The sequence below is a fragment of the Luteimonas huabeiensis HB2 genome, from assembly GCF_000559025.1.
GTDB lineage: Bacteria > Pseudomonadota > Gammaproteobacteria > Xanthomonadales > Xanthomonadaceae > Luteimonas > Luteimonas huabeiensis.
This window is the reverse complement of the sequence record NZ_JAAN01000014.1, coordinates 39,617-62,520: the sequence shown is the minus strand read 5'-3', so window position 1 is coordinate 62,520 and position 22,904 is coordinate 39,617. Positions and strand designations below refer to the sequence as shown.

19 protein-coding genes are annotated in these 22,904 nt (G+C 65.9%); 15 read left to right on the top strand and 4 right to left on the bottom strand.

Translation table 11 applies throughout. The annotated features are described in order from the left end of the window. The first annotated feature begins 4 nt into the window (after nucleotides 1-4). The 3 genes from Z164_RS0104275 to Z164_RS0104265 are packed head-to-tail and all read left to right on the top strand — an operon-like array spanning nucleotide 5 to nucleotide 3,271. Complete coding sequence (locus tag Z164_RS0104275; protein ID WP_024889501.1) at nucleotides 5-1,405, top strand: integrating conjugative element protein; 1,401 nt, start codon at nucleotides 5-7, stop codon at nucleotides 1,403-1,405. After that, nucleotides 1,402-1,734 (top strand): hypothetical protein, encoded by a 333-nt coding sequence (locus tag Z164_RS20000; RefSeq protein WP_043689284.1) that lies wholly within the window; start codon nucleotides 1,402-1,404, stop codon nucleotides 1,732-1,734. The genes Z164_RS0104275 and Z164_RS20000 overlap by 4 nt, the downstream gene beginning before the upstream one ends. A gap of 22 nt (nucleotides 1,735-1,756) precedes the next feature. Then, a complete protein-coding gene (locus Z164_RS0104265; RefSeq protein WP_024889500.1) occupies nucleotides 1,757-3,271 on the top strand; it encodes a conjugal transfer protein TraG N-terminal domain-containing protein in 1,515 nt (504 codons plus the stop codon). A gap of 14 nt (nucleotides 3,272-3,285) precedes the next feature. On the opposite strand, the gene Z164_RS0104260 is transcribed toward Z164_RS0104265, so the two are convergent. From Z164_RS0104260 to Z164_RS0104245, 4 genes are read right to left on the bottom strand one after another with little or no spacing between them, the layout of a single operon-like run. Beyond that, entirely contained in the window at nucleotides 3,286-4,812 is a 1,527-nt protein-coding gene (locus tag Z164_RS0104260; RefSeq protein ID WP_201769565.1) for a hypothetical protein, read from the bottom strand. Nucleotides 4,813-4,854: 42 nt separating this feature from the next. Beyond that, nucleotides 4,855-5,223: a DUF3742 family protein gene (locus Z164_RS0104255; protein WP_024889498.1), complete on the bottom strand. Its 369-nt coding sequence runs from the start codon at nucleotides 5,221-5,223 to the stop codon at nucleotides 4,855-4,857. 29 nt (nucleotides 5,224-5,252) lie between these two features. Next, nucleotides 5,253-5,711, bottom strand: a complete 459-nt coding sequence (locus Z164_RS0104250; protein ID WP_024889497.1) for a type II toxin-antitoxin system YhaV family toxin — start codon at nucleotides 5,709-5,711, stop codon at nucleotides 5,253-5,255. Next, nucleotides 5,711-6,031, bottom strand: coding sequence for a type II toxin-antitoxin system PrlF family antitoxin (locus Z164_RS0104245; RefSeq protein ID WP_024889496.1), 321 nt, complete (start codon nucleotides 6,029-6,031; stop codon nucleotides 5,711-5,713). Before Z164_RS0104245 ends, Z164_RS0104250 begins: the two co-directional genes overlap by 1 nt. A 265-nt stretch (nucleotides 6,032-6,296) precedes the next feature. Between Z164_RS0104245 and mobH the strand changes: the two genes are divergently transcribed. The 12 genes from mobH to Z164_RS0104190 all read left to right on the top strand — a co-directional run bounded on the left by mobH (nucleotide 6,297) and on the right by Z164_RS0104190 (nucleotide 22,869). Further along, a complete protein-coding gene (mobH, locus tag Z164_RS0104240) occupies nucleotides 6,297-8,075 on the top strand; it encodes a MobH family relaxase (RefSeq protein ID WP_024889495.1) in 1,779 nt (592 codons plus the stop codon). Between the two features lie 755 nt (nucleotides 8,076-8,830). Beyond that, on the top strand, nucleotides 8,831-10,531 hold the full coding sequence (locus tag Z164_RS0104235) for an ArnT family glycosyltransferase (RefSeq protein WP_024889494.1): 1,701 nt from the start codon (nucleotides 8,831-8,833) through the stop codon (nucleotides 10,529-10,531). Between the two features lie 220 nt (nucleotides 10,532-10,751). After that, nucleotides 10,752-11,744, top strand: coding sequence for an NAD-dependent epimerase/dehydratase family protein (locus tag Z164_RS0104230; protein ID WP_024889493.1), 993 nt, complete (start codon nucleotides 10,752-10,754; stop codon nucleotides 11,742-11,744). Next, entirely contained in the window at nucleotides 11,741-12,913 is a 1,173-nt protein-coding gene (locus Z164_RS0104225) for a nucleotide sugar dehydrogenase (protein ID WP_024889492.1), read from the top strand. The genes Z164_RS0104230 and Z164_RS0104225 overlap by 4 nt, the downstream gene beginning before the upstream one ends. A 112-nt stretch (nucleotides 12,914-13,025) precedes the next feature. After that, nucleotides 13,026-13,757, top strand: coding sequence for a glycosyltransferase family 2 protein (locus Z164_RS0104220; RefSeq protein WP_024889491.1), 732 nt, complete (start codon nucleotides 13,026-13,028; stop codon nucleotides 13,755-13,757). Beyond that, nucleotides 13,754-14,092 (top strand): lipid-A-disaccharide synthase N-terminal domain-containing protein, encoded by a 339-nt coding sequence (locus tag Z164_RS0104215; protein ID WP_024889490.1) that lies wholly within the window; start codon nucleotides 13,754-13,756, stop codon nucleotides 14,090-14,092. Before Z164_RS0104220 ends, Z164_RS0104215 begins: the two co-directional genes overlap by 4 nt. Before the next feature lie 131 nt (nucleotides 14,093-14,223). Then, entirely contained in the window at nucleotides 14,224-15,828 is a 1,605-nt protein-coding gene (locus Z164_RS0104210) for a phosphoethanolamine transferase (protein ID WP_024889489.1), read from the top strand. A 127-nt stretch (nucleotides 15,829-15,955) separates the two neighbouring features. Further along, nucleotides 15,956-16,465 carry a hypothetical protein gene (locus Z164_RS22340; protein WP_152540855.1) on the top strand — a complete coding sequence of 170 codons (510 nt, stop codon included), beginning with the start codon at nucleotides 15,956-15,958 and terminating at the stop codon, nucleotides 16,463-16,465. Nucleotides 16,466-16,522: 57 nt separating this feature from the next. Then, the gene (locus Z164_RS0104205; RefSeq protein WP_024889488.1) at nucleotides 16,523-17,782 is read left to right on the top strand and encodes a TolC family protein; all 1,260 of its coding nucleotides are present in this window, start codon (nucleotides 16,523-16,525) and stop codon (nucleotides 17,780-17,782) included. Further along, the gene (locus tag Z164_RS0104200; protein WP_024889487.1) at nucleotides 17,779-19,041 is read left to right on the top strand and encodes an efflux RND transporter periplasmic adaptor subunit; all 1,263 of its coding nucleotides are present in this window, start codon (nucleotides 17,779-17,781) and stop codon (nucleotides 19,039-19,041) included. Before Z164_RS0104205 ends, Z164_RS0104200 begins: the two co-directional genes overlap by 4 nt. 10 nt (nucleotides 19,042-19,051) lie before the next feature. After that, complete coding sequence (locus tag Z164_RS0104195) at nucleotides 19,052-22,291, top strand: efflux RND transporter permease subunit (protein WP_024889486.1); 3,240 nt, start codon at nucleotides 19,052-19,054, stop codon at nucleotides 22,289-22,291. Continuing rightward, nucleotides 22,288-22,869 (top strand): cation efflux transmembrane domain-containing protein, encoded by a 582-nt coding sequence (locus Z164_RS0104190; protein WP_024889485.1) that lies wholly within the window; start codon nucleotides 22,288-22,290, stop codon nucleotides 22,867-22,869. Before Z164_RS0104195 ends, Z164_RS0104190 begins: the two co-directional genes overlap by 4 nt. Nucleotides 22,870-22,904 lie beyond the last annotated feature (35 nt).

Here is a 22,904-nt window from a genome sequence, read left to right as displayed (position 1 = left end):
CGCCATGACCGCCAGCACCGCATCCCGCAACACCCGCCGCGTCGACGCCGCATTGCTCGTCCTCGCGCTGCTGCTGACCTGCACCGAGATCCGCGCGCAGACCCGCGTCAACGAGTACGGCGTGCAGCACCAGGGCAGCGTGATCGGCGACGACGTGCTCTACAGCATCGGCGGCGGCCGCGCGGTCTCGATGAGCGGCGCGGCCAACATGCGCTCGATCGGCGTGGGCGTGGGCTGGAACAGCAACCTGATCTGCGGCGACATGAGCCTGAGCGCCACCATCCAGAACCAACTCAACGGCATCACCAACGGCTTCCAGACCATCATGTCCTCGGTGATCCAGAACGCCACCTCAGCGGTCGCCTCGCTGCCCGCGCTGATCATCCAGCGCGCCGACCCCGGCCTCTATAACCTGCTCACCAACGGCGTGCTGCAGGCGAGGCTGGATTTCGACCGCAGCAAGATGACCTGCCGCGCGATCGCGAACCGCATGGCCGACATGGCGGGCGGCCAACGCAGCTGGGACCAAATTGCCGAAGGCATGGCCCTGACTCAGTCCGCGCAGAGCGGCGATGCGGTCTCCGCCATCGACGAAGCCGAAGCCAACCGCGGCAACAACGGCGTGCCCTGGGTAGGCGGCGACAACGCCGGCGGCCAAGGCCAGAGCCCCGTTCGCGTAGTCGGCGACGTTACCCGCGCGGGCTACAACCTCCTGAACGGCCGCGACGTCACCGACACCGGCAGCATCGATCCCGGTAGCTGCAACGGCAACCTGGCCTGCGAGACCTGGCGCTCGCCCGACGATGCCGTCGCCTGGGCCGTGCGCGTGCTCGGCGAACAGGAACAGCGCACGTGTGAATCCTGCACCAAGACCACCACCACGCCCGGCGTGGGGCTGACCCCGCTGATCCAAGAGGAATACGAGGACAAGCTGGAAGTGCTGCAGGAACTGGTGGCTGGCACGCGGCCCACCAGCTTCGAGAACCTGCGGGAGGCCAGCAGCGCCTCGCTGCCGATCACCCGCGGCGTGATCGAAGCGCTGCGCGACGAACCCGACCAGGACATCCTCGCGCGGCGGCTAGCCTCGGAAGTGGCGCTGTCCAGCGTGCTGGAGAAGGCGCTACTGCTACAACGCACGCTGCTCACCGGCCGCAAGGAGCCCAACGTGGCGGCGAACGAGCTGGCACAGCAGGCCGTGACCCACGAGAGCGACATCCTCGACCGCGAGATCCACAACCTCAAGACGGAACTCGAACTGCGCCGCGAGCTTGCGAGCAACTCCCCCTCGGCCATCATCCAGCGCCACAGCACGCGCTCAACCGGCTCCCGCGGCATCTACGAAGGCGATCCGACCCGCAACCGGCTCGACGAGCTGCAGCGGCCACGGAACGGAAACAACCCGTGAGCTGGGTCGCCGTCCGCCGCTACGGTGCTCGCGCGCTGCTGGCGCTGCTGATGCTGGTCATGGTGCTGATCGCCGCCGCCGTGGTGAACCTTGTCGGCATCCGCATGGCCGGGAGCATCGAGGGCTGGCACCAGTGGATGCGCGCGCATGCGGGCTGGTTCCTGGCTTGGCGGCTGCTGCTCTACACCGTCACGGTCTACGGCTGGCTGTGGATGCGCCGCCGGCTGCACGCGCGGGAGCCGGATGGCGGTGCGCGCCAGCGCCTGCTGCGCGTGGAGATCGCCGCGGTGCTGGCGGTCGTTGCGCTGGAAGTCAGCCGCTTCATGTAGGCCAGATGAGTCGGAGCCTCCCATGACCCTCTACACCACCGACTACCTGGAATACTACCTGACGCTGGTCTCGTGGATCGTCCACAACGGCATCTGGAACGTGCTGGTCACCAGCGGTGTGTTCGCGATCCCGTTCCTGGCAATCGTGATCCAGGAATGGCTCAAGGCGCGCAGCGAGGGGGCAGACGAAGGCAACAAGGGCATCCTGAGCGCGGCCCGCATCGAGAACCGTGTATTCGTGGCGATCGTGGTCATCATGTTCGCCGGCATCCCGTTCATCGACGTCGACTTCAACACGCTGCAGTTCGACCGCTCGCGCTCGACCCAGTGCCAGGTCAACGTGCCGACCCCTTCGGAGACGGGCTGGTCGCAGTCCTTCAGCACGCTCAACAACCAGTCGGCCAAGGTGCCGGTGTGGTGGTTCTTCATGCACGCGATCTCGCGCGCGGTGACGGGCGCCTCCGTCGCCGCCATCCCGTGCGGCACGGACCTGCGACAGATCCGCATGGACATCGATAACACCCGCATCGACGACCCGGTGCTGGCCCAAGAGGTGGCCGACTTCACCCACAATTGCTACGGGCCGGCGCGTGCGCGGCTGTTCATGAACCGTCCCGACCTGACCGAGGAGCAGATGCACGATGTGACCTGGATCGGCTCCCGGTTCTTCGTGGACACGCCCGGCTTCTACGACACCTATCGCTCCAAGTCGCCACGTGAGGGCTGGCCGTACAACAGCGGCCGCGATGCGGGCCTGGCTGAGGTCCCCAGCGGCGCAGGCTATCCAACCTGCCGGCAATGGTGGTCCGACACCAACGGGCTGCGTGCGCGGCTGCTGGCGCAGGTGGACCCCAGCCTGACGACCCGCATCACCGGGTGGGCCGGGTTCCTGAGCCGGGACCAGGTGGACGACTCGGTGATCCGCGCGATCGCCTCGCCACGGCAGCAGAAGCTGAACCAGGGCGCGGTCTACAGCGACTACGGCGGGCAGATTGAGATGACGCTGCCGAACATCGTCACGCGCGCGGCCAGCGACGTGGGACTGGCGGTGGGGTCGCTGGGATACTTTCCCGCAATGGACGTGATGCGCCAGGCGCTGCCGATGGTGCTGGCGCTGCTGAAGCTTGCGTTGGTGATCTGCATTCCACTGGTGCTACTGATCGGCACCTACGATCTCAAGACGCTGGTCACGCTGAGCGTTGTGCAGTTCGCCATGTTCTTCGTCGACTTCTGGTTCCAGTTGGCGCGCTGGATCGACAGCACGATCCTGGATGCGCTGTATGGCTGGGGATTCGGGTGGAATCGCCCGCACACCAACTTCGATCCGTTGATCGGGTTGAACAACGCGTTCGGGGACATGCTGCTGAACTTCGTCATGGCGACGATGTTCGTGGTGTTACCCAGCTTCTGGCTGGCCGGCCTGAGCTGGGTCGGCATCCGCGCCGGCTACGCGCTGCAGGGCATGTCGGAGGGCACCAAGGGCGCGACGCAGGCGGGCGGCAAGGGGGCGGGCGCGATCTCGCCGAAGCTGCGGTAGCCGCCGGGGACGAATCAGGTATTGCGGTCGAACGCCTGCAGCAGCGGTTCCAGCACGGCGGACCCGACGATGTGCAGCCCGGGCCCGCGCCCCATCAGGTCGGCGATCCGCTGCTCGTCGAGCGCGCCGGCGGCGAAGTCCCGTTCCATCTGGTCGGCAAGCGCCGCCTTGGCCAGCGACAGCATCGCCTGTGCTTCCCGGGACAACCCGCTGGCGGAACGCACGTCGTGCGCGACCAACATGTCGAGCATGGGCGCGACGCGCTCGGCTCCTCCCGCGATCAACTGCTGTTTGAATCCGCCGATCATGTACGTTACCGCGCGCCAGACCTGCTGCGACTGCTCATCGAGCGACTGCGCGATCAAGGCACGGCGATCCAGCGCCTGCAAGGTCGGAAGCGGCGCCAGGGAGGCGACCATGGTGCGCACGAGCCTGGCGAGCTGGTAGTCGGTCAAACGCTCCAGCAGACTGTGGAGGACTTGCTGTTGTGTGCCATCGGCGATCGCTTTCGCGAGGGCATCGCCGCCGAGCTGCGAGGCATCGACGCGGCTGGATGCGGTGTGCGCCGTGACCTTCCTGATGTCCTGGGGCGGGTGCTCGGCCAGCGGGTCGATGTCGATGGTGACTTCGCGCGTCTCCTTGCCGGGTGGCGCGGTCCCGAGGCAGACGGCAAAGTCGAAGGCGGAGAACAGCGACAGGCGTCCGTACATAGTTCCATCGGACCCATCGACGCCGACGATGACCCGATGCCCGAACTCGAACGCGTTGGGGGCTGCGCCGGCCATGCGGGTGAAGTCCCAGTTCGCCGGCGCACTGCAGCCCGTGCCCGCGAGCGCGGCGGCCAGGATCGCTCGGGCCTCGACCAGTTCCGGCCGCTCGCCGTCGATGCGCGTGCAGCCGCCGAGGATGGCCACCTTGGCGACGGCCTGGGTGTAGGCGATGAAGCCGGACAGTGCTCCCGACCTGGCGACGTCGGGAAACTCCTGGGCGAAGAAGGTCTGGACGATGTAAGCCACGGCGCCAAGCCCGCACGTACCGCCGAACGCGCGGCGATGGTGGACGGCACCGAGCATGTAGCGATCTTCGGTGGGTTGGGATTGGAACGCGACGGTGTAGCCCTGGCGCTCCATCTCGGCCGTCCATTCCTTGGCGGCCCGCCGATCCGGGCTCGCCACCTGCATCGCGATGCCTCCCCCTTCCACCGGCGTTTGCGAGAGCACGCGCGACTGCTGGAACTTGATCTCCTCGGCGGAGATGGTGATCGGTTCGCCCGTCAGCGGATCGTTGGCGTGCACCGTCTTGATCGCGTCGGAATGGTCCGGGCGGACGCCCAGGTAGGCGTTGATGAAGTCGATCTGGCCGGCGATCGCCCCGACCAGGCCGGAGTGGCTGTTGTCGTGGGTGGTGCAGTAGATGCCGGAGTTCGTCCTCCGGCCCCCGAGCGCCGCGGGGAACACGTGTTCCTTGGAGCCTGCGGGGTTCCCGCAGACGATGCATGTCTTCGCCATTTCGATCACGCCCTCTCGAACGACAGCGCCCATGATGGCCTGCCGTTGGCGCGCCCGGCCAGGCAGGCCAGCCAGTCAGTTGTCCTCGTACCGCTCGTGCGAGTGGTCGTTGTAGAGGTTCGGGTCGTAGCCGGGCGTGTTCCGCAGCTCGTCGAGCGTGGTGAACGAGTAGTCGTCCGCCGGCGCGTCGTCGCCGCGCTGCGTCGCCCAGGCCACCGCCATGACGGCGACGACGAGCAGCGTCAGCCAGAACGCGGCGTACAGCAGCACGCCCAGCACGGCCAGCTTGACCACCCACAGCAGCGCCGCGGCCACGCCCGCAGGCAGGCCGCGCACCACCAGCCAGCCGGCCAGCCGGCGCTCGCGACGGACGCCTGCACGCCACATCCCGCCGACCCAGCGGCCGAGGCGCTCTGCATTGCTGATGCGGGTCTTCGTGTCCATCGTCGTCACCTGCTACATGCGTAGGAGGACTATTCCAGTTTGCTCCATTCCTGCCGGCTCGCGGCCACCAATGCGTTCCAGTCGTCGGGCGGATTTCCGCGGCCCAGCATCTTCTCGAAGAGTGCATACGGGTCGGACTTGCTGCCTGACGAACGCAGCGTCGTTTCATCGTTGACCCAGGCGTAGACGATCACCTTCGCCTTGGAGTCGTACCGGAAGAACAGCCGGAACCGTCTTCCGATCTTGGCCCGCCGCCAGTGGCGGTGGGCCGGTCCCAGGGTGTTGCCCTGGCGGTACTCGTCCCGTGCCGGGTCGCCGGGCACGGCCTCCAGCATCAGCTGGCTCAAGGCCCGGAACAGCTTGACGTTGGCGTTCGACTCGAAGCCTTCCGGATCGCTCCGCTCGGCGCGCTGCACGGCGGCGTGGAGCTTCCGCAGTTGCTCGATCACGCACGCGTGGAACAGCAGCGTCCAGCCGTGGCGCTGCATCAGAGCGCCACTTCGCCGTCGATCTCCTCGTCCAGGTTCGCGCCGCGACCTGCCTGCTCCAGCATTGCGCGGGCAAGATCCTCGGGCAGGTTGCGGACATGGCGACCGGCCTCGATGTCCCGGGCCAGCAGATCCAGGAAGGCCCCGATGGCGGGATCCTCATGCTCCGCGTCAACGCGGGTGACCACGACTTGGCCGTCCTCGCGCAGCTCGAAGTCCACCTTGCCGCCAGCATCGACGCCCAGCGCCTGCCGGATGGGCTTGGGCAGGGTGATCTGTCCCTTGGAGGTGATGGTGGCCTGCTCGCGCACGGTCGGCATGGTCGGGCTCCTGACTTCAGTGCGTCCGATAGTAAGGATTTTTCCTTACCTCGTCAATCTAGGTGCTCGGGAGCGCTTGGCCGACCCAGGATGCCGGGTTGACCGGTATCGCTTTGATCCAGGCATCCGGCCCGCCCGAGCCCTATACGCAAAGGGTCAAAGGCCAAAGGGCCGGCAAGGGGCAAGGGAATGGGGCATCAAGGGGAAAGGCCCTACCCGAAAAGGCCAAAAGGCGCTCCCGCCGGTCCGTCTCCCGGGTATCAGCATGCTCTCCCTGTTCCAGCGCAAACGGACTCCACCGCCCGCCGGCCCGGCGCCGACGCCCGCCACCGAGCCTCCCAAAGGACTGACGCGACCGGCGTCGGCCGCGTCGCTGCTGGCGACCCCGCGCCGGCAGCGGCTGCTGGAACACATCTGGCAGCGCACTTCGCTGTCACGCAGGCAGTTCGCCTCGCTGTACCTGGCGCCGCTGGAACGGTACGCCGATCTGGTCCAGCAGTTCCCCGCCTCGGAGAGCCACCACCACGCATACCCCGGCGGCATGCTCGACCACGGCCTGGAGATCGTGGCCTATGCGCTGAAGCTGCGGCAGTCCCATCTGCTGCCGGCTGGCGCACCGCCCGAGGTCCAGGCGGCGCAGGCGGAAGCCTGGACCGCCGGCGCCGCCTATGCGGCCTTGCTGCACGACATCGGCAAGGTCGCGGTCGACCTGCACGTCGAGCATGCCGACGGCATGGCCTGGCACCCGTGGCACGGGCCGATCAAGCGGCCGTATCGCTTCCGCTATCGCAAGGAGCGCGAGTACCGGCTGCACAGCGCCGCCACCGGGCTGCTCTACACCCAGGTGCTCGACGCCGAAATCCTCGACTGGCTCAGCGCGTATCCCGACCTGTGGGCGGCGCTGCTGTACGTGCTGGCCGGCCAGTACGAGCATGCCGGCATGCTGGGCGAGCTGGTGCGCCAGGCCGACCAAGCCTCGGTTGCGCAGGAGCTGGGAGGCGATCCGAGCAAGGCGTTGGCGGCTCCGCGGCACGCGCTGCAACGCAAGCTGCTCGACGGCCTGCGCTACCTGCTGAAGGAGGAGTTCAAGATCAATCAGCCCCAGGCGTCGGACGGCTGGCTGACGCAGGAGGCGCTGTGGCTGGTCAGCAAGACGGTCTCGGACAAGTTGCGGGCGCACCTGCTGTCGCAAGGGGTCGAAGGCATTCCGTCGAACAACACGGCCGTGTTCAACGTGCTGCAGGACCATGGCATCGCGCTGCCCACTCCGGACGGGAAGGCGATCTGGAAAGCTACGATCACGAGCAATGCCGGCTGGTCGCACAGCTTCACGTTGCTCAAGCTCTCTCCCGCATTGATCTGGGAGGCGAACGAGCGGCCGGCGCCGTTCGCCGGCACGGTCCTAGTGGATCAGGATGCGACGCCGGAGACGGACGCTGCCGAGCCAACGTCCCCCGTTGCCGCCGTCCCTGGTCGCCCGACCGCATCGCAGCCGGCGCCGCATGCCGAAGCGTCACCGGCGGCGATGCACGCGCTCGAAGCGGCGGCCGTGGACGGGGTGGACGCGCTGCTCGAGCTGCTCTCCACGCCAGGAAGATCCGACGACCCGGCGCCACCGGCTGCGGCCAGTCACGTCGAGTCGAGCGGTGAGCCGCCGACGCCCTCGGGCGAGCACTTCATGGCGTGGCTGAAGGCCGGCATCGCGTCGCGTCGACTCATCATCAACGATGCCAAGGCACTGGTGCACACCGTGAGCGACACCGCCTACCTGGTGAGCCCCGGCGTCTTCCAAAGATACGCCCAGGAGCACCCGCTGATCGGTCCGCTAGCCAAGCAGGAACAGCAACAGCCTTGGCAATGGGTGCAGAAGCGATTCGAGCGACTGCAATTGCATCGCAAGCAACCCAGCGGCCTGAACATCTGGACCTGCGACGTGGTCGGGCCTCGCAAGTCCCGGCGATTGCATGGATACCTGTTGGAAGATCCGACTCAGTTGTTCCAGGACGTACCTCCGAACAATCCATATCTCTCAGTTCTGCGCTGACGAGTCGGGCGGCCGCTATTGCATCTGGTCGAAGATTGAAGCGAACCATGCCAGCCCACGACAACCGTCCTAACGATGCCCAAACCAGAACTTAACAACTGTTTTGCAGATGCCGGGCGGAGATGCCCAACTCGACCGAATTCTTCTACATGAGTCTTGACGCTAGGCCGGGACCCCCGGCAAAGTGATGCCCTCTCCCGGGCGCAATATCTGGCGGTGGAGAGTCAGTTGCTTGTCTTGAATCGCCGGGCTCATAGATCGTCTTGAATCCTTTGCATGTCAGAGTTCCTTGTCCAGAGCCGAAGGTTGGTCATGATGTTGCTTTTGGCAATCATCGTGGTCGTGCCGGCGATTGACGCACTGCTTGCATGGTCGAACCGGACACGGTGCAGTCGCACGTTACTGATCCTGATTCCGCCCCTGGAGATCATGCGGAAGATTGTGCGCATGGGCACTGTCACCACACGGTGGGACACACGCCATTTGCCCCACTCTCCTCGGCAACGATTGACAAGATCCTTCTCGTCACTCCCGAGAAGCCTTCTCCGAAGTCTCTTCTACCCGATGGGATCATGCGTCCACCCAGAGTCTGAACGCAAGTATTTCGCGGCGTTCTGCCGCGTTGACTGCCATCTAGACAGACTCACGGGTATCCCCATGTACGACCGTACCGGCTGGTCGCCTCTGGCGACCGGTGGCTGCGTTGTCGCGCGTCCTGCCTGCCGGCGTGAAGCCGGTGGAAGCGGGAGCGTGCGATGACGGCAGCCGCATCTCTTCGCCTGAACTTCAATCAGTTCCGTTCGCCAGGCATTGGCATCCTGCTGCTCACCGCCCTCGCGGTGCTCGGTGCCGGACTAGGACTACGAGACCCCTGGCCTGCCGACGAGCCTCGCTTTGCGCTCGTGGCCAAACAGATGGTGGAAAGCGGCGACTGGTTGTTCCCACATCGGGGACTTGAACTCTACTCGGACAAGCCACCGCTGTTCATGTGGATGCAGGCGGCGTTGTACTGGGCCACGGGGAACCTGCGGGTTTCTTTCCTGTTGCCGTCGCTGCTGGCCGGCCTGCTGACCATCGCGCTGACCTACGATCTCGGCCGCCGCCTGTGGAACCGGCAGATCGGGCTGTATGCCGGCTGGGCGTTGCTCTTCACCCTGCAGTTCACCCTGCAGATGAAGCGCGCGCAGATCGATCCCCTGCTGGTGGCCTGGGTCACGCTTGCGCACTATGGCCTGCTGCGGCACATCCTCCAGGGACCCGACTGGAAGATGTGGACGCTGGGGTGGTTCGCCGCGGGGCTAGGCGTCATCACCAAGGGCGTCGGCATCATCGCGCTGCTGGTGCTGATTCCAGCGATCGCCGCTACATGGTGGCAACGCAGCATATCGAGCGCCTGGTGGCGCGACTGGAAGTTCTGGCTGGGGCCGATCGCGCTACTGGCGGCCATCTCACTGTGGCTGGGCCCCATGCTGGCAGCAGTCCGGCTGGCACCTTCCGCCGAACACCTGGCCTATGCCCGGGACATCCTGTTCAGGCAAACCGTCGAACGCTATGCGGAGTCCTGGACGCACATCAAACCGCCCTTGTACTTCGCGGGCGTGATGGTGAGTGCGTGGTTGCCGCTGATGCTGGCGGTGCCTTGGGCGCTTGCGCCCTGGAAACGACGCATCTTCCGGGGCGATCCACGCTACCTGCTCCTGCTGGGAGGTTGGTTGCTGATCGTCCTGTTCTTCTCGATTCCGTCGGGCAAGCGGGACATGTACATCCTGCCGGCGCTGCCATTGGCATGCCTGGCGTTCGCACCGCTTCTTCCTGGGCTGCTGAGACGCGACGGGCCACGCCTGCTGCTCCTCGGATTCATTGTGGTTCTGGCCCTTACGCTCTTCGTAGCGGGCCTTGCGATGCTGTTCACCGATCCGGGCTTTGAGAGTCGTCTCCTGCTGGCGCGCGGCATGTCCCTAGGCTCGGAAGGTGCAGCTTGGCTAGTGCTCTCCATGGCGCTGCCGGCGGCGTTCGGGGCCATCGTCGCCATGAGCGAGCGGGTCGTTGCCGGCACCCTCGTCGGTCTGGCGGGAATATGGATCGCATTCGGCATCGGCGGCGCCGTTGTCCTCAACGATTCAAGCTCGTCTCGCGGACTTATGGAAACCGTTGCGCGACAAATCGGCCCGGATGCGCAACTCGGTCTAGTGGGATGGCGCGAGCAGCAGCTACTGATGAGTCAATCGCCGACCACGGAGTTCGGTTTCAACCGGCCGGAGGTAGATCAACTCGAAAGCGCGCTCACGTGGCAGGCACAGGCACCAGAGGATAGGTGGCTGCTCATCGTGGGCTCGGCAATTCCGCAAGGATTTCGCGACGGCGAGCTGGTTGCGCTGGGTGTCGCCAACCGGCGGACGTGGTGGCTGTTACCCGGACGTGCGAGCGACGCCGACAGGATGGAGAGTCAGCCATGAAGCACGCTGCATTCCCCTATACGGACACCTGTCAGGCCAGCTCGACATCATCGGTGGCTCCGGACTCGATCTCGGTAGTACCCCCTGCGCGCAATGAGGCCCGCAAGGAGGCCCGCAAGATCGTTTGCCTATTGCCGGTCTCAAGAACGCTTGGCTCTCCGGCTGCGACGTGCCTGCCGGCTAGGCATCGGACATCGAATGCGAGCGAAGGCCGCATCGCATGAACATCCTCCTGACAGGCGCAGCCGGGTTCATCGGGTTCCACAGCGCACGCCGCCTGCTGGCGAACGGGCATCGCGTGCTCGGCATCGACAATCTCAACACCTACTACGAGGTGGCCCTCAAGCACCACCGTTTAGCACAGCTTGAAGGCCAGCCCGGCCTCACGTTTCAACGTATCGACTTGGCCGACCGCGAAGCGATGGCCGCACTGTTCGATGCCCACCGCTTCGACGCGATCCTGCATCTGGGCGCACAAGCCGGCGTGCGTTATTCGCTCGACGCGCCGTTCACCTACATCGACAGCAACCTCACCGGGTTCCTGACCGTGCTCGAAGGCGCACGCCGCCACGGCGTGCGGCATCTGGTCTATGCCTCCTCGTCCTCGGTCTATGGCGCCAACGTCAAGCAGCCGTTCTGCTTGGAGGACCGCACCGACACGCCGGTGTCGCTGTACGCCGCCACCAAGAAGGCCAACGAGCTGATCGGCCACGCCTACGCGCACCTGTACCGGATTCCGATGACCGGCCTGCGCCTGTTCACCGTCTACGGCCCGTGGGGCCGCCCGGACATGGCGTACTTCAAGTTCACCAACGCCATCCTGCGCGGCGAGGCCATCGACCTCTACAACGGTGGCGACATGGAGCGCGACTTCACCTTCGTCGATGACGTGGTGGATGGCGTCGTGCGCCTGCTGGAAAGCGAGCCGGTTTTCGCCGAAGGCGGCGCACCGCACCGCGTCTACAACTTCGGCAATGACCGTCCCGAGCGGCTGGACGCGATGGTGAGCCATCTCGAACGCCTGCTCGGTCGATCCGCCAAACGCATCCTGCTGCCGATGCAACCGGGCGATGTGTTGAGTACGCGCGCCGATATTTCGCTGGCCGCACGCGATCTGGGCTATGCGCCACGCACCAGTCTTGCCGAGGGGCTGGAACGCTTCGTCGCCTGGCACCGCGATTACTACGGGCATCGCACGGGAGCCGCCGCATGAAGCGCATCGCCATAGCAGGCGGCGGCTACGTCGGACTGGCCAACGCGGTGATGCTGGCACGCGATCACGACGTGACCGTGCTGGACATCGACACGGCACGCGTGGCGGCGATCAACAATCGCACCTCGCCGATTGCCGATCCCGGCATCGAAGCACACCTGCGCAACCACCCGCTGCGCCTGCGCGCCACGAGCGATGCACGCCAGGCATATGCGGGCGTGGATTACGTGATCGTCGCCACGCCGACCAACTACGACCCGGAAACCGACCGCTTCGACACCGACTCGGTGAAAACCGTGGCGCACGATGTCACGGCGCTGTGTCCAAACGCGCTGATCGTCATCAAATCCACCGTGCCGGTCGGATTCACCGATTCGCTCAAACGCGAACTGCGCACGGACAACATCGTGTTCTCGCCCGAGTTCCTGCGCGAAGGCTCGGCGCTGCATGACAGCCTCCAACCGTCGCGCATCGTGGTGGGCGAACACTCAGCACGCGGACGCGAACTGGCCGACCTGCTGCTGGCCGCCAGCACGCATCGCGATGCCCCCGTACTGCTGACTGGCAACACCGAAGCCGAGGCGATCAAGCTGTTCGCCAACACCTTCCTCGCGATGCGCGTGGCCTTCTTCAACGAGCTGGACACCTACGCCGCGATCAATGCGCTGGACACGCGCCAGATCATCGACGGCGTGTGCCTGGACCCGCGCATCGGTGATCACTACAACAACCCCTCATTCGGCTACGGCGGCTACTGCCTGCCCAAGGACACCCGGCAACTGCTGGCCAACTACTGCCATGTGCCGCAAAACCTGATCCGCGCCATCGTCGATGCCAACACCACGCGCAAGGATTTCATCGCCGACGACATCCTGCGCCGCAAGCCGCGCGTGGTCGGCATTCACCGGCTGGTGATGAAGGCTGGCAGCGACAACTTCCGCTCCAGCAGCGTGCAAGGCGTGATGAAGCGGCTCAAGGCCAGAGGCGTGGAGGTGGTCGTGCACGAGCCGTTGCTGCACGTGCCTGCGTTCTTCAACTCCGAAGTGATCGGTGATCTGGCCGAGTTCAAGCGCCGCAGCGAAGTGATCGTCAGCAACCGCTTGAACGCAGACCTGGCTGATGTGGCCGAAAAAGTCTACAGCCGCGATCTGTTCGGCGTGGATCGCTAGAAATGGCGATGTCGCAACGAAGCTGCTCGGCTCCGTCTCTCCCGCCGATGAGGGAGAAGAGGGGACTTCATAACGGCGGATCCACTACACCCACAACACCGAGACCCCTCCCATGAATCTGTTTTCCGTCGTCATCCCCGTGCTCAACGAACGCGACAACATCGCGTCGCTGGTGCGCGAAGTGTCGCAGCACCTGCATGGCCGCGTTGCATTCGACATCGTCTGCGTCGACGACGGTTCGAGCGACGGCACCGCGCAGGTGGTCCTGGCGCTGAAGAACGAGATCCCCGAGTTGCGACTAATCCAGCACGAAGCGTGCTATGGACAGAGCGTCGCCCTGCTGACCGGCGTGCAGAACGCATACGGCTCATGGATCGCGACACTCGACGGCGACGGCCAGAATGATCCCGCCGACATCCCTAAGCTGATCGCTCACCTAGAGAAATCGCCGTCGGACGTGAAGCTGATCGCCGGCTGGCGCGTCACGCGCAACGACGGGCCGGCCAAGCGGATTGCGTCACGGCTGGCCAACCGCATCCGGCGCAGCTTCCTGCACGACGGCACACCGGATACGGGTTGCGGGATCAAGCTGTTCGAGCGGGAAGCCTTCCTTTCGCTGCCCGCATTCAACCACATGCACCGCTACCTGCCCGCGCTCATGCAGCGGGCGGGCTGGCGCACGGTCAGTGTGCCGGTGAACCACCGTCCCCGGGGAGCCGGAAGGTCCAAGTACACCAACTTCGGACGGGCGCTCGTGGGCATCCGGGACCTGCTTGGCGTGTCGTGGCTCGTCGCACGCCATGTGCGCGCACACAGCCGACCCGTCCAGGAGACCCGGCCATGAACGACTCCATCGCTTGGCTCGCCTGGACCGGGATCGTCCTGACACCCTGGAAGCTCATCGGCGTGACCGGCGCGCTGATGTTCGGTGCCCGCTGGGTCGTCCAGTTCCTGGCGAGCCGGCGCGCCGGCAGGCCGGTCATTCCCCGCCTGTTCTGGTACATGAGCCTGGCCGGAAGCCTCATGGCCCTTGCCTATTTCCTGTTTTCGAGCAAGCAGGATGCGGTCGGCGTGCTGCAGAACCTGCTGCCGGCCTTCACTGCGGCATACAGTCTCTATCTGGATCTGCGCCCGCGCAGCGGACACGGTTCCGGCCCGGATCACGGTGCTCTGCCGTGACCGGCCATCGACTGTGGAGAACGCAAAAGGGAGGCCGCGGACCGAGCAGGCCGGAGCTTTCAGCGGCGACGCAGGGACTCCTGTACTCCTCGGCTGATCGACGGCTTGCGGGGCTCAGGCCCTCGATCAGCGTGGAAGGCCTCATCGCCATCGCAAGCGTGTTCTTCGTCGCCACCGCAAACGGGGCATTCTGGTCGGGCGTCAGGGAAACGGGCGTGCTGGATCAGCCCGGCAGCTGGCGTCTGCTCGCCAGCGCCGGTCTCGCGATCGCGGGCCTGCATGCGATCCTGCTCGGGCTCGTACTGAACCGCTGGACGGTCAAACCGCTGCTGACGCTGCTTCTGATGGCGACTGCGGCGGCCGCCTACTTTGCGGATCGCTATGGGGTCCATCTCGATCCCAGCATGATCCGGAACGTACTGCGAACCGATACGGCGGAGGCCCTTGAGCTGCTGACGCCGGGCCTGGCGTTGTCCGTGCTCGCCCTGGGCGTTCTGCCCTCGGCGCTCGTCTGGTGGACGCGGATCAGGACGTACGGGTGGAAGCGCAGTCTGGCTCGCCGTCTGGTGTTCCTGCTCGCCGTCATCGCGCTGACCGGACTGGTGCTGGCGACGTGTTTTGACGACCTGTCGTCACTGATGCGGAACCACAAATCCCTGCGCTACCTGATCGCGCCAGGCAACTATCTCGTCTCGATCCCCCGGGTTCTCGGGGAAGACGCGCGCGTGGCGGATGCACCCCGCCGCGTCGTCGGGGCCGATGCGCGACTGGTGGGCCACGGACCGTCAACCAAGCCCCACCTGCTGGTGATCGTCGTCGGCGAAACCGTCCGCGCCCAGAACTGGGGACTGAGCGGCTACCGCCGGCAGACGACCCCGCAATTGTCGTCACTGGACGTCATCAATTTCACGGATGTCACGGCCTGCGGATCGAACACCGAGGTCTCGGTTCCGTGCATGTTCTCGGCCACCGGAAGGCGGAACTACGACCAGCAGCTCATCCGTGGATCCGAATCCCTGCTGCATGTACTGGAGCGCGCAGGCATCAGGACACTCTGGCGCGACAACCAGACCGGGTGCAAGGGCGTATGCGCCGGGTTGGCGTTCGAGTCATACCGTGAACCGCGCGCCGACCCGCTTTGCGACGATCAGGCGTGCCGCGACGCCGTGATGCTGCAGGGACTGCACGATGCCATCGACGACAATCCGGGCGATGTCGTCGTCGTGCTCCATCAGCTCGGGAACCACGGCCCCAGCTACTTCAAGCGGTATTCACCATCGCGGCGGCGTTTCGTCCCGGACTGCAGGAGCCCGGACCTCGGAAAATGCAGCCGGGAAGAGATCGTCAACGCCTACGACAACGCCATCCTGGAGACCGATGACTTTCTGGCAAGGACCATCCGGATGCTTGCGCAGGATCGATCGCACGATACCGCGATGATCTATCTCTCGGACCACGGCGAGTCCCTAGGTGAAGGAAACCTTTACCTGCACGGCTTCCCCTACGCGATCGCACCGGAAACCCAGATTAAGGTGCCGATGGTGGTGTGGCTTTCTCCGGGAATGCGCGACAACGCTGGCATCGATGTGCGCTGCGTCAAGCGTCAGGCGGGCAATTCGCTCAGCCACGACAACCTGTTTCACTCCGTACTTGGTCTCATGCAAGTCCGGTCTTCAGTCTATGACCCTGACCTAGACGTCTTTTCCGAGTGCATCGACTCGAAGATCGCCCCATGAGGGCTTTGGAAGGAGCACATTCTCGACCGGCCATTCCTTCGATCCCCAGCCCCCCCCCCCCGGAGAAGGGCTCATAGTTTCTAGCTGAATAGACCCCAAAGATTACCCTTTAGATCAGCACGCCAGCATGCTGGGCGAGTCGGTGCGGCAGGCCGGCCAAGCCTCGGTTTTGCAAGAGTTTTGGGGAGGCCTGAGCAAGGCGCTGGCGGCCCTGTTGGATTTCTATAGGGGGAAGGCAGCTTGTTATTGTGTCCGGGGAGCCTTGACTGGTATGTTTTGCCCGATGCATCGGACACTCGTCAAGCTGAAAAGCACCATCGCCGCACTGCTGGTCGCAGTGCTGGTGATCTTGCCTATCGCCGATGCGTTCGCTTGCTCGTTCGAATCGCTCGATACGCATACGGCGATTGCATTGGATGACCATGCGTCATCGCCAAGCGACGATGCCGGCAAGGGGGATGACTCCGGCGACGCCCACGGCGTCTGCGCCCACGGCCATTGCCATCACTCGACAGCAAACGTCCCATCCAGTACGACTGTGGGCTACGACGCCGTGCGCGCCGTTCAGGCTGTATCGCAGGATGATCCTCCCGCATCCGGAATATCCGAAGGACCCCTGAGGCCTCCGCGAGGCTGACGTGTTCAGTGCCCGTTCTGACGGGTTCCCACGTCAACTTTTGCTTCCGGAGTTCCCATGTTTACGCCGCTTGGACGGCCGCTCATCGCGGTCGGACTGGCCGTGGCTGTCTTGGCATTGGCGTCGCCTTCAATGGCGAACGACACTGTCGTCGAGACCGCCCCGTCCTACGATGATTTAGTTGCCCGGCTCGACGCGCTGCCGTCGACGCTCGAAGCCAATGCCGTCTATGACGCAGCTGCCGCCCGTGCGGAGCAGGCCCGCGCCCTTCCCAATCCCTCAATCGCCTACAGCCGAGAGAACGTCTACGGTACCGGCCCCTACAACGGTACCGGCAACGGCGAAACGACGCTGTCGATCAACCAGCCCCTTGAACTGTTTGGCCAGCGCTCCGCCCGAATCCAGGCGGCGCGTTCCGAGGCCAACGCGGCGGACCTTCGGCGCGTGCAGACTCGCTGGCAGGTCGCGGGCCAGTTGGCACTGGCCTATGCCGAGGCCGAAGCCGCAGCACGACGCTACGACCTCGCTGCTGAGGCCCTGTCGCTGACCGAGCAGGACGCGCGCGGGGTCGCGGCCATGGTTGAACAGGGCCGCGAGGCGACCCTGCGCGGTGTCCAGGCACAGAGCGAGGTCGAGGCCGCCAGGGCGGCACTCGATGAAACCAAGGCCCTCCGCGACGGTGCGTTCGCACGGTTGTCGGCGATCGCCATGCTCGAAAGACCCGTCCAAGCCATCAGTGCAAGCCTGTTGGACCGTACTTCCAACCCGACCGGAGTCGGTGCAGACGATCCTCTCGCCGTCCGGGTTGCCCAGGCCGAACTTGATGCCGCGAGCCGACTGGTGACGGTCGAACGGCGTCGCGCGCTTCCGGATGTCAGCGCCGCCGTTGGCAGGACCCGGTTCCGGGAAACCAACGATGAGGCATTTACGGTCGGCCTCGAGTTGACCATTCCACTGTTCGATCGCAATCGGGGTGGCATTCGAGCCGCATATGCCGAGCAGCGGGCCGCCGAGGCCCGGCTGATCGCGCAGAAGCAGGAGGTACGGGCGGAGCGACTGGCCGCAGAGGCCACGCTAGCCGCCTCGAACAGCCGGACACGCGCCGCCGATAGCGGTGTCGCAGCTGCCGAGGAGGCCTATCGCCTGTCCCGCGTCGGTTTCGAGGCTGGCCGAATCTCGCAACTTGAACTTCGCAGCACGCGCTCGGCGTTGATCGCCTCGCGCAATGCCGCCGTGGACGCGCGGATCGCGCGCGTTCTTGCCGAAATCGACCTGGCGCTCCTGGAAGGCCGCGCCCCGTTCGGAGAATCCCGATGAAAACAAATACTAAGCGGCTGATTTACGTCGCCGCACTCCTGGTCGCCCTCGTCGCAGGCTTCGGCCTTGCGAGGCTCACCAGCAGCCAGGATGCCGGAGCGTCCCATGCTGCCCACTCCGATGATGACGGCCATGGATCGCACGGTGACGATCAGACACAAGAAAGCCATGCAGATCACGGCGCCGAAGGGGGCCATGACGAGAAAGACAGCCATGACGACCATGGCGATGAAGCGACCGAGAGCGAGGAGGGCCTGGTTGCCCTGACCCAGCAGCAGATCGAAGCGTCAGGTATCCAGGTGGTTGCCGTTGGTCGCGGTGGTGGCAGCGAGACACGCCTGAGTGGACGTGTCGAGCCCGCTATTGGCGCACGTGCCGCCGTTGCTGCTTCCATCGGTGGTCGCGTGGAGCGCGTCATCGTCGCACCCGGCACCAGGGTTCGCGTCGGCCAGCCTCTGGCAGTGATTGTCAGCGGCGAAGCCGCAACGATGCGTGCGAATGCGGATGCGGCACGCGCCGAAGCGGAAGCGGCACGGCTGGTGTATCAGCGCGACCAGGCGCTGGTAACTCAGGGCGTGGTCGCAAAACAGGAACTCGAAGCCTCGCGGGCACGCTCGCTATCGGCCGAAGCGGCGGCCCGTGCGGCCGCAGCCCAGGTCGTCGCGGCCGGCTCGCCGAACGCAGGTGGGCGCGTGACCATTACCAGCTCGGTACCAGGCGTGGTCGGCGCGGTCCAGGTGACGCCCGGCGGCTTCGTCGCCGCGGGTGACATCGTGGCCAACGTGGCCGATCCAGCGCAGACAGAACTCGTGTTTTCCGCCCCGCCCGCGCTCGCGGCGCAAGTCGAACCCGGCGCGCGCATCGAAGTCACCGGCACGAACGGCAGCTTCAGTGCCATCGTGATCGGCTCCGCCGCCGATGTCCGCGAGCAGGGTGGCATGGCGATCATCCGTGCGCGCCCGGAATCCGGCCCGCTGCCGCCGGCAGGTACGCCGGTGTCCGGCGTCGTGGTCGCGGCGGCCAAAGACGACACGTTGACCGTGCCTGCCGACGCCGTGCAAACCGTGGAGGGCCGCTCGGTCGTATTCGTGGCCGACAACGGCAAGGGCTTCCGTGCGACCCCGGTGCTCGCCGGTCGCCGCGCGGGCGGGCGCATCGAGATCCTCAACGGGCTGTCGGGCGACGAGCGCGTCGCCGGCACCAACGCATTCCTGCTGAAGGCCGAACTCGCCAAGGGCGAGGCCGAGCACGGCCACTGAGGACCCCGCCATGTTCAAACTCATCATTGAAACGGCGGTGCGCTTCCGCTGGGCGGTGGTCTTCGTCGCCGCGGTCATCGCGGCGTATGGCCTGTTCCAGCTCGGCAAGCTACCGATCGACGCGGTACCGGACATCACCAATCGGCAGGTGCAGATCAATACCATCGCACCCGCACTTGCTCCAGGCCAGATCGAGCGACAGGTCACGTACCCGCTTGAGACGGCGCTGGCCGGCATCCCCGGCCTGACCAGCACGCGTTCGCTCTCGCGCAACGGGTTCTCGCAGGTCACCGCCATCTTCACCGACCAGACCGACATCTACTTCGCACGTCAGCAAGTGGCCGAGCGCATGCGCGAGGTGCAGGAAGACTTGCCCGAGGACGTGGTGCCGATGATGTCGCCGGTCACCACCGGCCTCGGCGAGGTGCTGATGTGGACGGTGGACTTCGTCCCGTTCGACCCGGAGAACGTCGGCAAGCCGAACACGCCCGGATGGCAGGCCGGCGAGGTCTATCTCACGCCGGAGGGCGACCGGCTCGCGACGGCGAAAGAACGCGCCACCTATCTGCGCACGGTGCAGGACTGGATCATCGCGCCGCAGATGCGCACGACGCCGGGCCTGGCGGGCGTTGACATGATCGGCGGCTACGTCAAGGAATACGCCGTCCGCCCGAACACCGAGCGGCTGGCCGCCTACGGTCTTGGCCTGGGCGATCTGGTGCAAGCGCTGGAACGCGCCAACGTCCAGGCCGGCGCAGGCTTCGTCCAGCGTGCCGGCGAAGGCCTGATCGTCCGGGCCGATGCCCTGGCGCAGACGGTCGACGACCTCGCACAGTCGCCGGTCGCCAATCGCGGCGGCGTGGTGATCCGCGTTTCGGACGTGGCCAGTGTCGAGCTGGGACAGGCGCCGCGGCTGGGCGCCGCCACGCGCGACGGCCATGAAGCGGTGCTCGGGACGGCACTGATGATTGCCGGCGGCAACAGCCGCACGGTGGCGCAGGCAGCGGCGGAGCGTCTGGCCGAGGTCAACCGCTCCCTGCCTCCGGGCATCGTCGCCGAACCCGTGCTCGACCGCAGCATGCTGGTCAACTCCACGATCAAGACCGTCGCCAGGAACCTCACCGAGGGCGCGCTGCTGGTCATCGTGGTGCTGTTCCTGCTGCTCGGCAACATGCGTGCCGCGGCGATCACCGCGCTGGTGATCCCGCTGTCGTTCCTGTTCGCGGTGATCGGCATGAACCGCTTCGGGATCAGCGGCAACCTGATGAGCCTGGGCGCGCTGGACTTCGGCATCCTCGTCGACGGTGCGGTGATCGTGATCGAGGCCACGCTGCTGATGCTCGGCCAGAAGCAGGCCGAACTGGGACGGTCGCTCTCCGCCGGGGAGCGCCTCGGCGTCGCGATCCAGGCGGCGCGCAAGATGGTGCGGCCGGCCGCATTCGGCCAGCTCATCATCCTGCTGGTGTTCGCGCCGATCCTCACGCTGGAAGGCGTAGAGGGCAAGACGTTCCAGCCGATGGCCGCGACCTTCATGCTCGCCCTGGTCGGAGCGTTCATCTTCTCCTTTACTTTCGTGCCGGCGATGGCTGCCTTGTTTGTGCGTGATCCCAAGCCGAAACCTGCACATGCGTCGATATCAGAAAAGGAGCATGGTCACGACGGCGAACACGAGACCCGCATCATCCGCTTCGTACGCGGCAAAGCCGAGCCGGTCATCCGCGCTGCGGTTGCGCGGCCCCGCACGGTCCTGCTCGGCGCGGTCGCCATGCTTGCGATCGGCTTCACGGCATTCGTTTCGCTGGGCCGGGAGTTCATGCCGACCCTCGACGAGGGCAACCTGGCGATGCAGGCGCTGCGGGTTCCTTCCGCCTCGCTGGAGCAGTCGCTAGCGATGCAACTGGCCCTGGAGAAGACCCTCGCCAGCGAACCCGAAGTGAAGACTGTCTTCTCCCGTACTGGTACGGCGGAGGCGGCCATCGATCCCATGCCGACCAACATCTCGGACAGCGTGATCGTGCTCAAGCCGAAATCCGAGTGGCCAGACAAGTCGTTAAGCAAGGAAGACTTGATCGGCCGGCTTGAGGGCATCGTCGGCAACCAGATCGGCAATGCGTTCGAGTTCAGCCAGCCGATCGAACTGCGTTTCAACGAACTGATCTCCGGCGTGCGCACGGACCTGGCTGTGATGGTGTTCGGCGACGACTTCGACGTCCTGCAGCCGATCGCCGACCAGATTTCGCTCAAGCTCCGCAGCATCGACGGCGCGGCGGACGTGCGCGTGGAGCAGGTGTCGGGCCTGCCGACGCTCACCGTGCGGGTCGACCATGCCGCTGCCGCACAGTATGGCTTGACCGCAGCGGACGTAAGCGAGGCATTGGCAACTGGCATTGGTGGCACTGCCGCCGGCAAGATCTTCGAGGGCGACCGCCGGTTCGACGTGGTAGTTCGGCTCGATGAAGACGCTCGGAATGATCCGGCCCGGCTCGCTGCACTGCCCGTGGTAGCTCCCGACGGCACCGTGGTGCCGCTGTCCTCGGTCGCGCGCATCGAGGTCAGCGAAGGACCCAACCAGATCAGCCGCAACAACGGCAGCCGTCGCATCGTGGTGCAGGCCAACGTCCGTGGCCGTGACCTGGGCGGCTTCGTCGGGGAGGCGCAGGCAGCCGTGGCCGATGTGTCTCTGCCCAGCGGCGTCTACCTTGACTGGGGCGGGCAGTTCGAGAACCTGCAGCGTGCCGAGGCGCGGCTGGCGCTGGTGATCCCGGTCGTGTTCCTGATGATCGGCGCACTGTTGTATATGGCACTGGGCACCATCCGTGAGGCGACGCTGGTCTTCGTCTGCGTCCCGCTGGCGCTGGTCGGAGGCATACTGGCGCTGCTGGTGCGCGGCATGCCCTTCTCGGTGTCCGCGGCGGTGGGCTTCATCGCGGTCTCCGGCGTTGCGACGCTCAACGGCCTGGTGCTGATGCAGGCCATCCGTGAACGCCTGGCCGCGGGGGACGAGCCTCTGGAAGCGGCGGCGACCGGTGCCGCCAACCGCCTGCGGGCGGTGCTGACCACCGCGTTGGTGGCCATCGTCGGCTTCGTCCCGATGGCGATCGCGACCGGATCCGGTGCCGAGGTGCAGAAACCGCTGGCGACCGTCGTCATCGGCGGCCTGATCACGGCGACGGTGCTGACGCTGCTCGTACTACCCACCTTCGCGGCACGCGCGACCGCGAAGCATCGACCCAGGCGGCACGCGACGTGACGCTCGATCCGGCCCGGCAGAAAAGCGTCCTGCGGCAGGTGCTGCTGTGGAACCTGGCGCTGTTCGCCGGGCTGGGCGCGGCCGGCTGGATGGCCGATTCCAGCGCCCTGCTCGCCAATGCCGTCGACAACGGATCGGACGCAGCCGTCTATCTGCTGAGCTACCTCGCCATCGACCGCCGTCCCGCGTGGAAACGCGGGGCGGCCGCCGTGTCCGGCGTGATGCTGCTGCTGTTCGCGGTCGCGGTGATGGCGGACGTGGTCAGGCGCTGGCTGTACGGCGCCGAGCCGTTGGGCCCGGTGATGATGGGGCTGGCGCTGGTCGCGGCCGCGATCAACCTATGGTGCCTGGTGCTGCTGCGCCGCATGCGGTCCGACGACGTCAACATGAAGGCCGCGGAGACTTTCAGCTTCAACGACTTCGTCTCCAATGGCGGCGTGATCGTCGCCGGCGCGCTGGTGTTGTGGTTGGGTTCGTCCTGGCCGGACCTGGTCGCGGGTGCGCTGATCGCGGTGGTTGCTTCCCTCGGCGGCATCGAAATCCTGCGTAGCGTCCGGGAGGAGGCCAAGACAGGATGAAACGACAATGTCTGCGATGCCCAGTTTCGGGACGC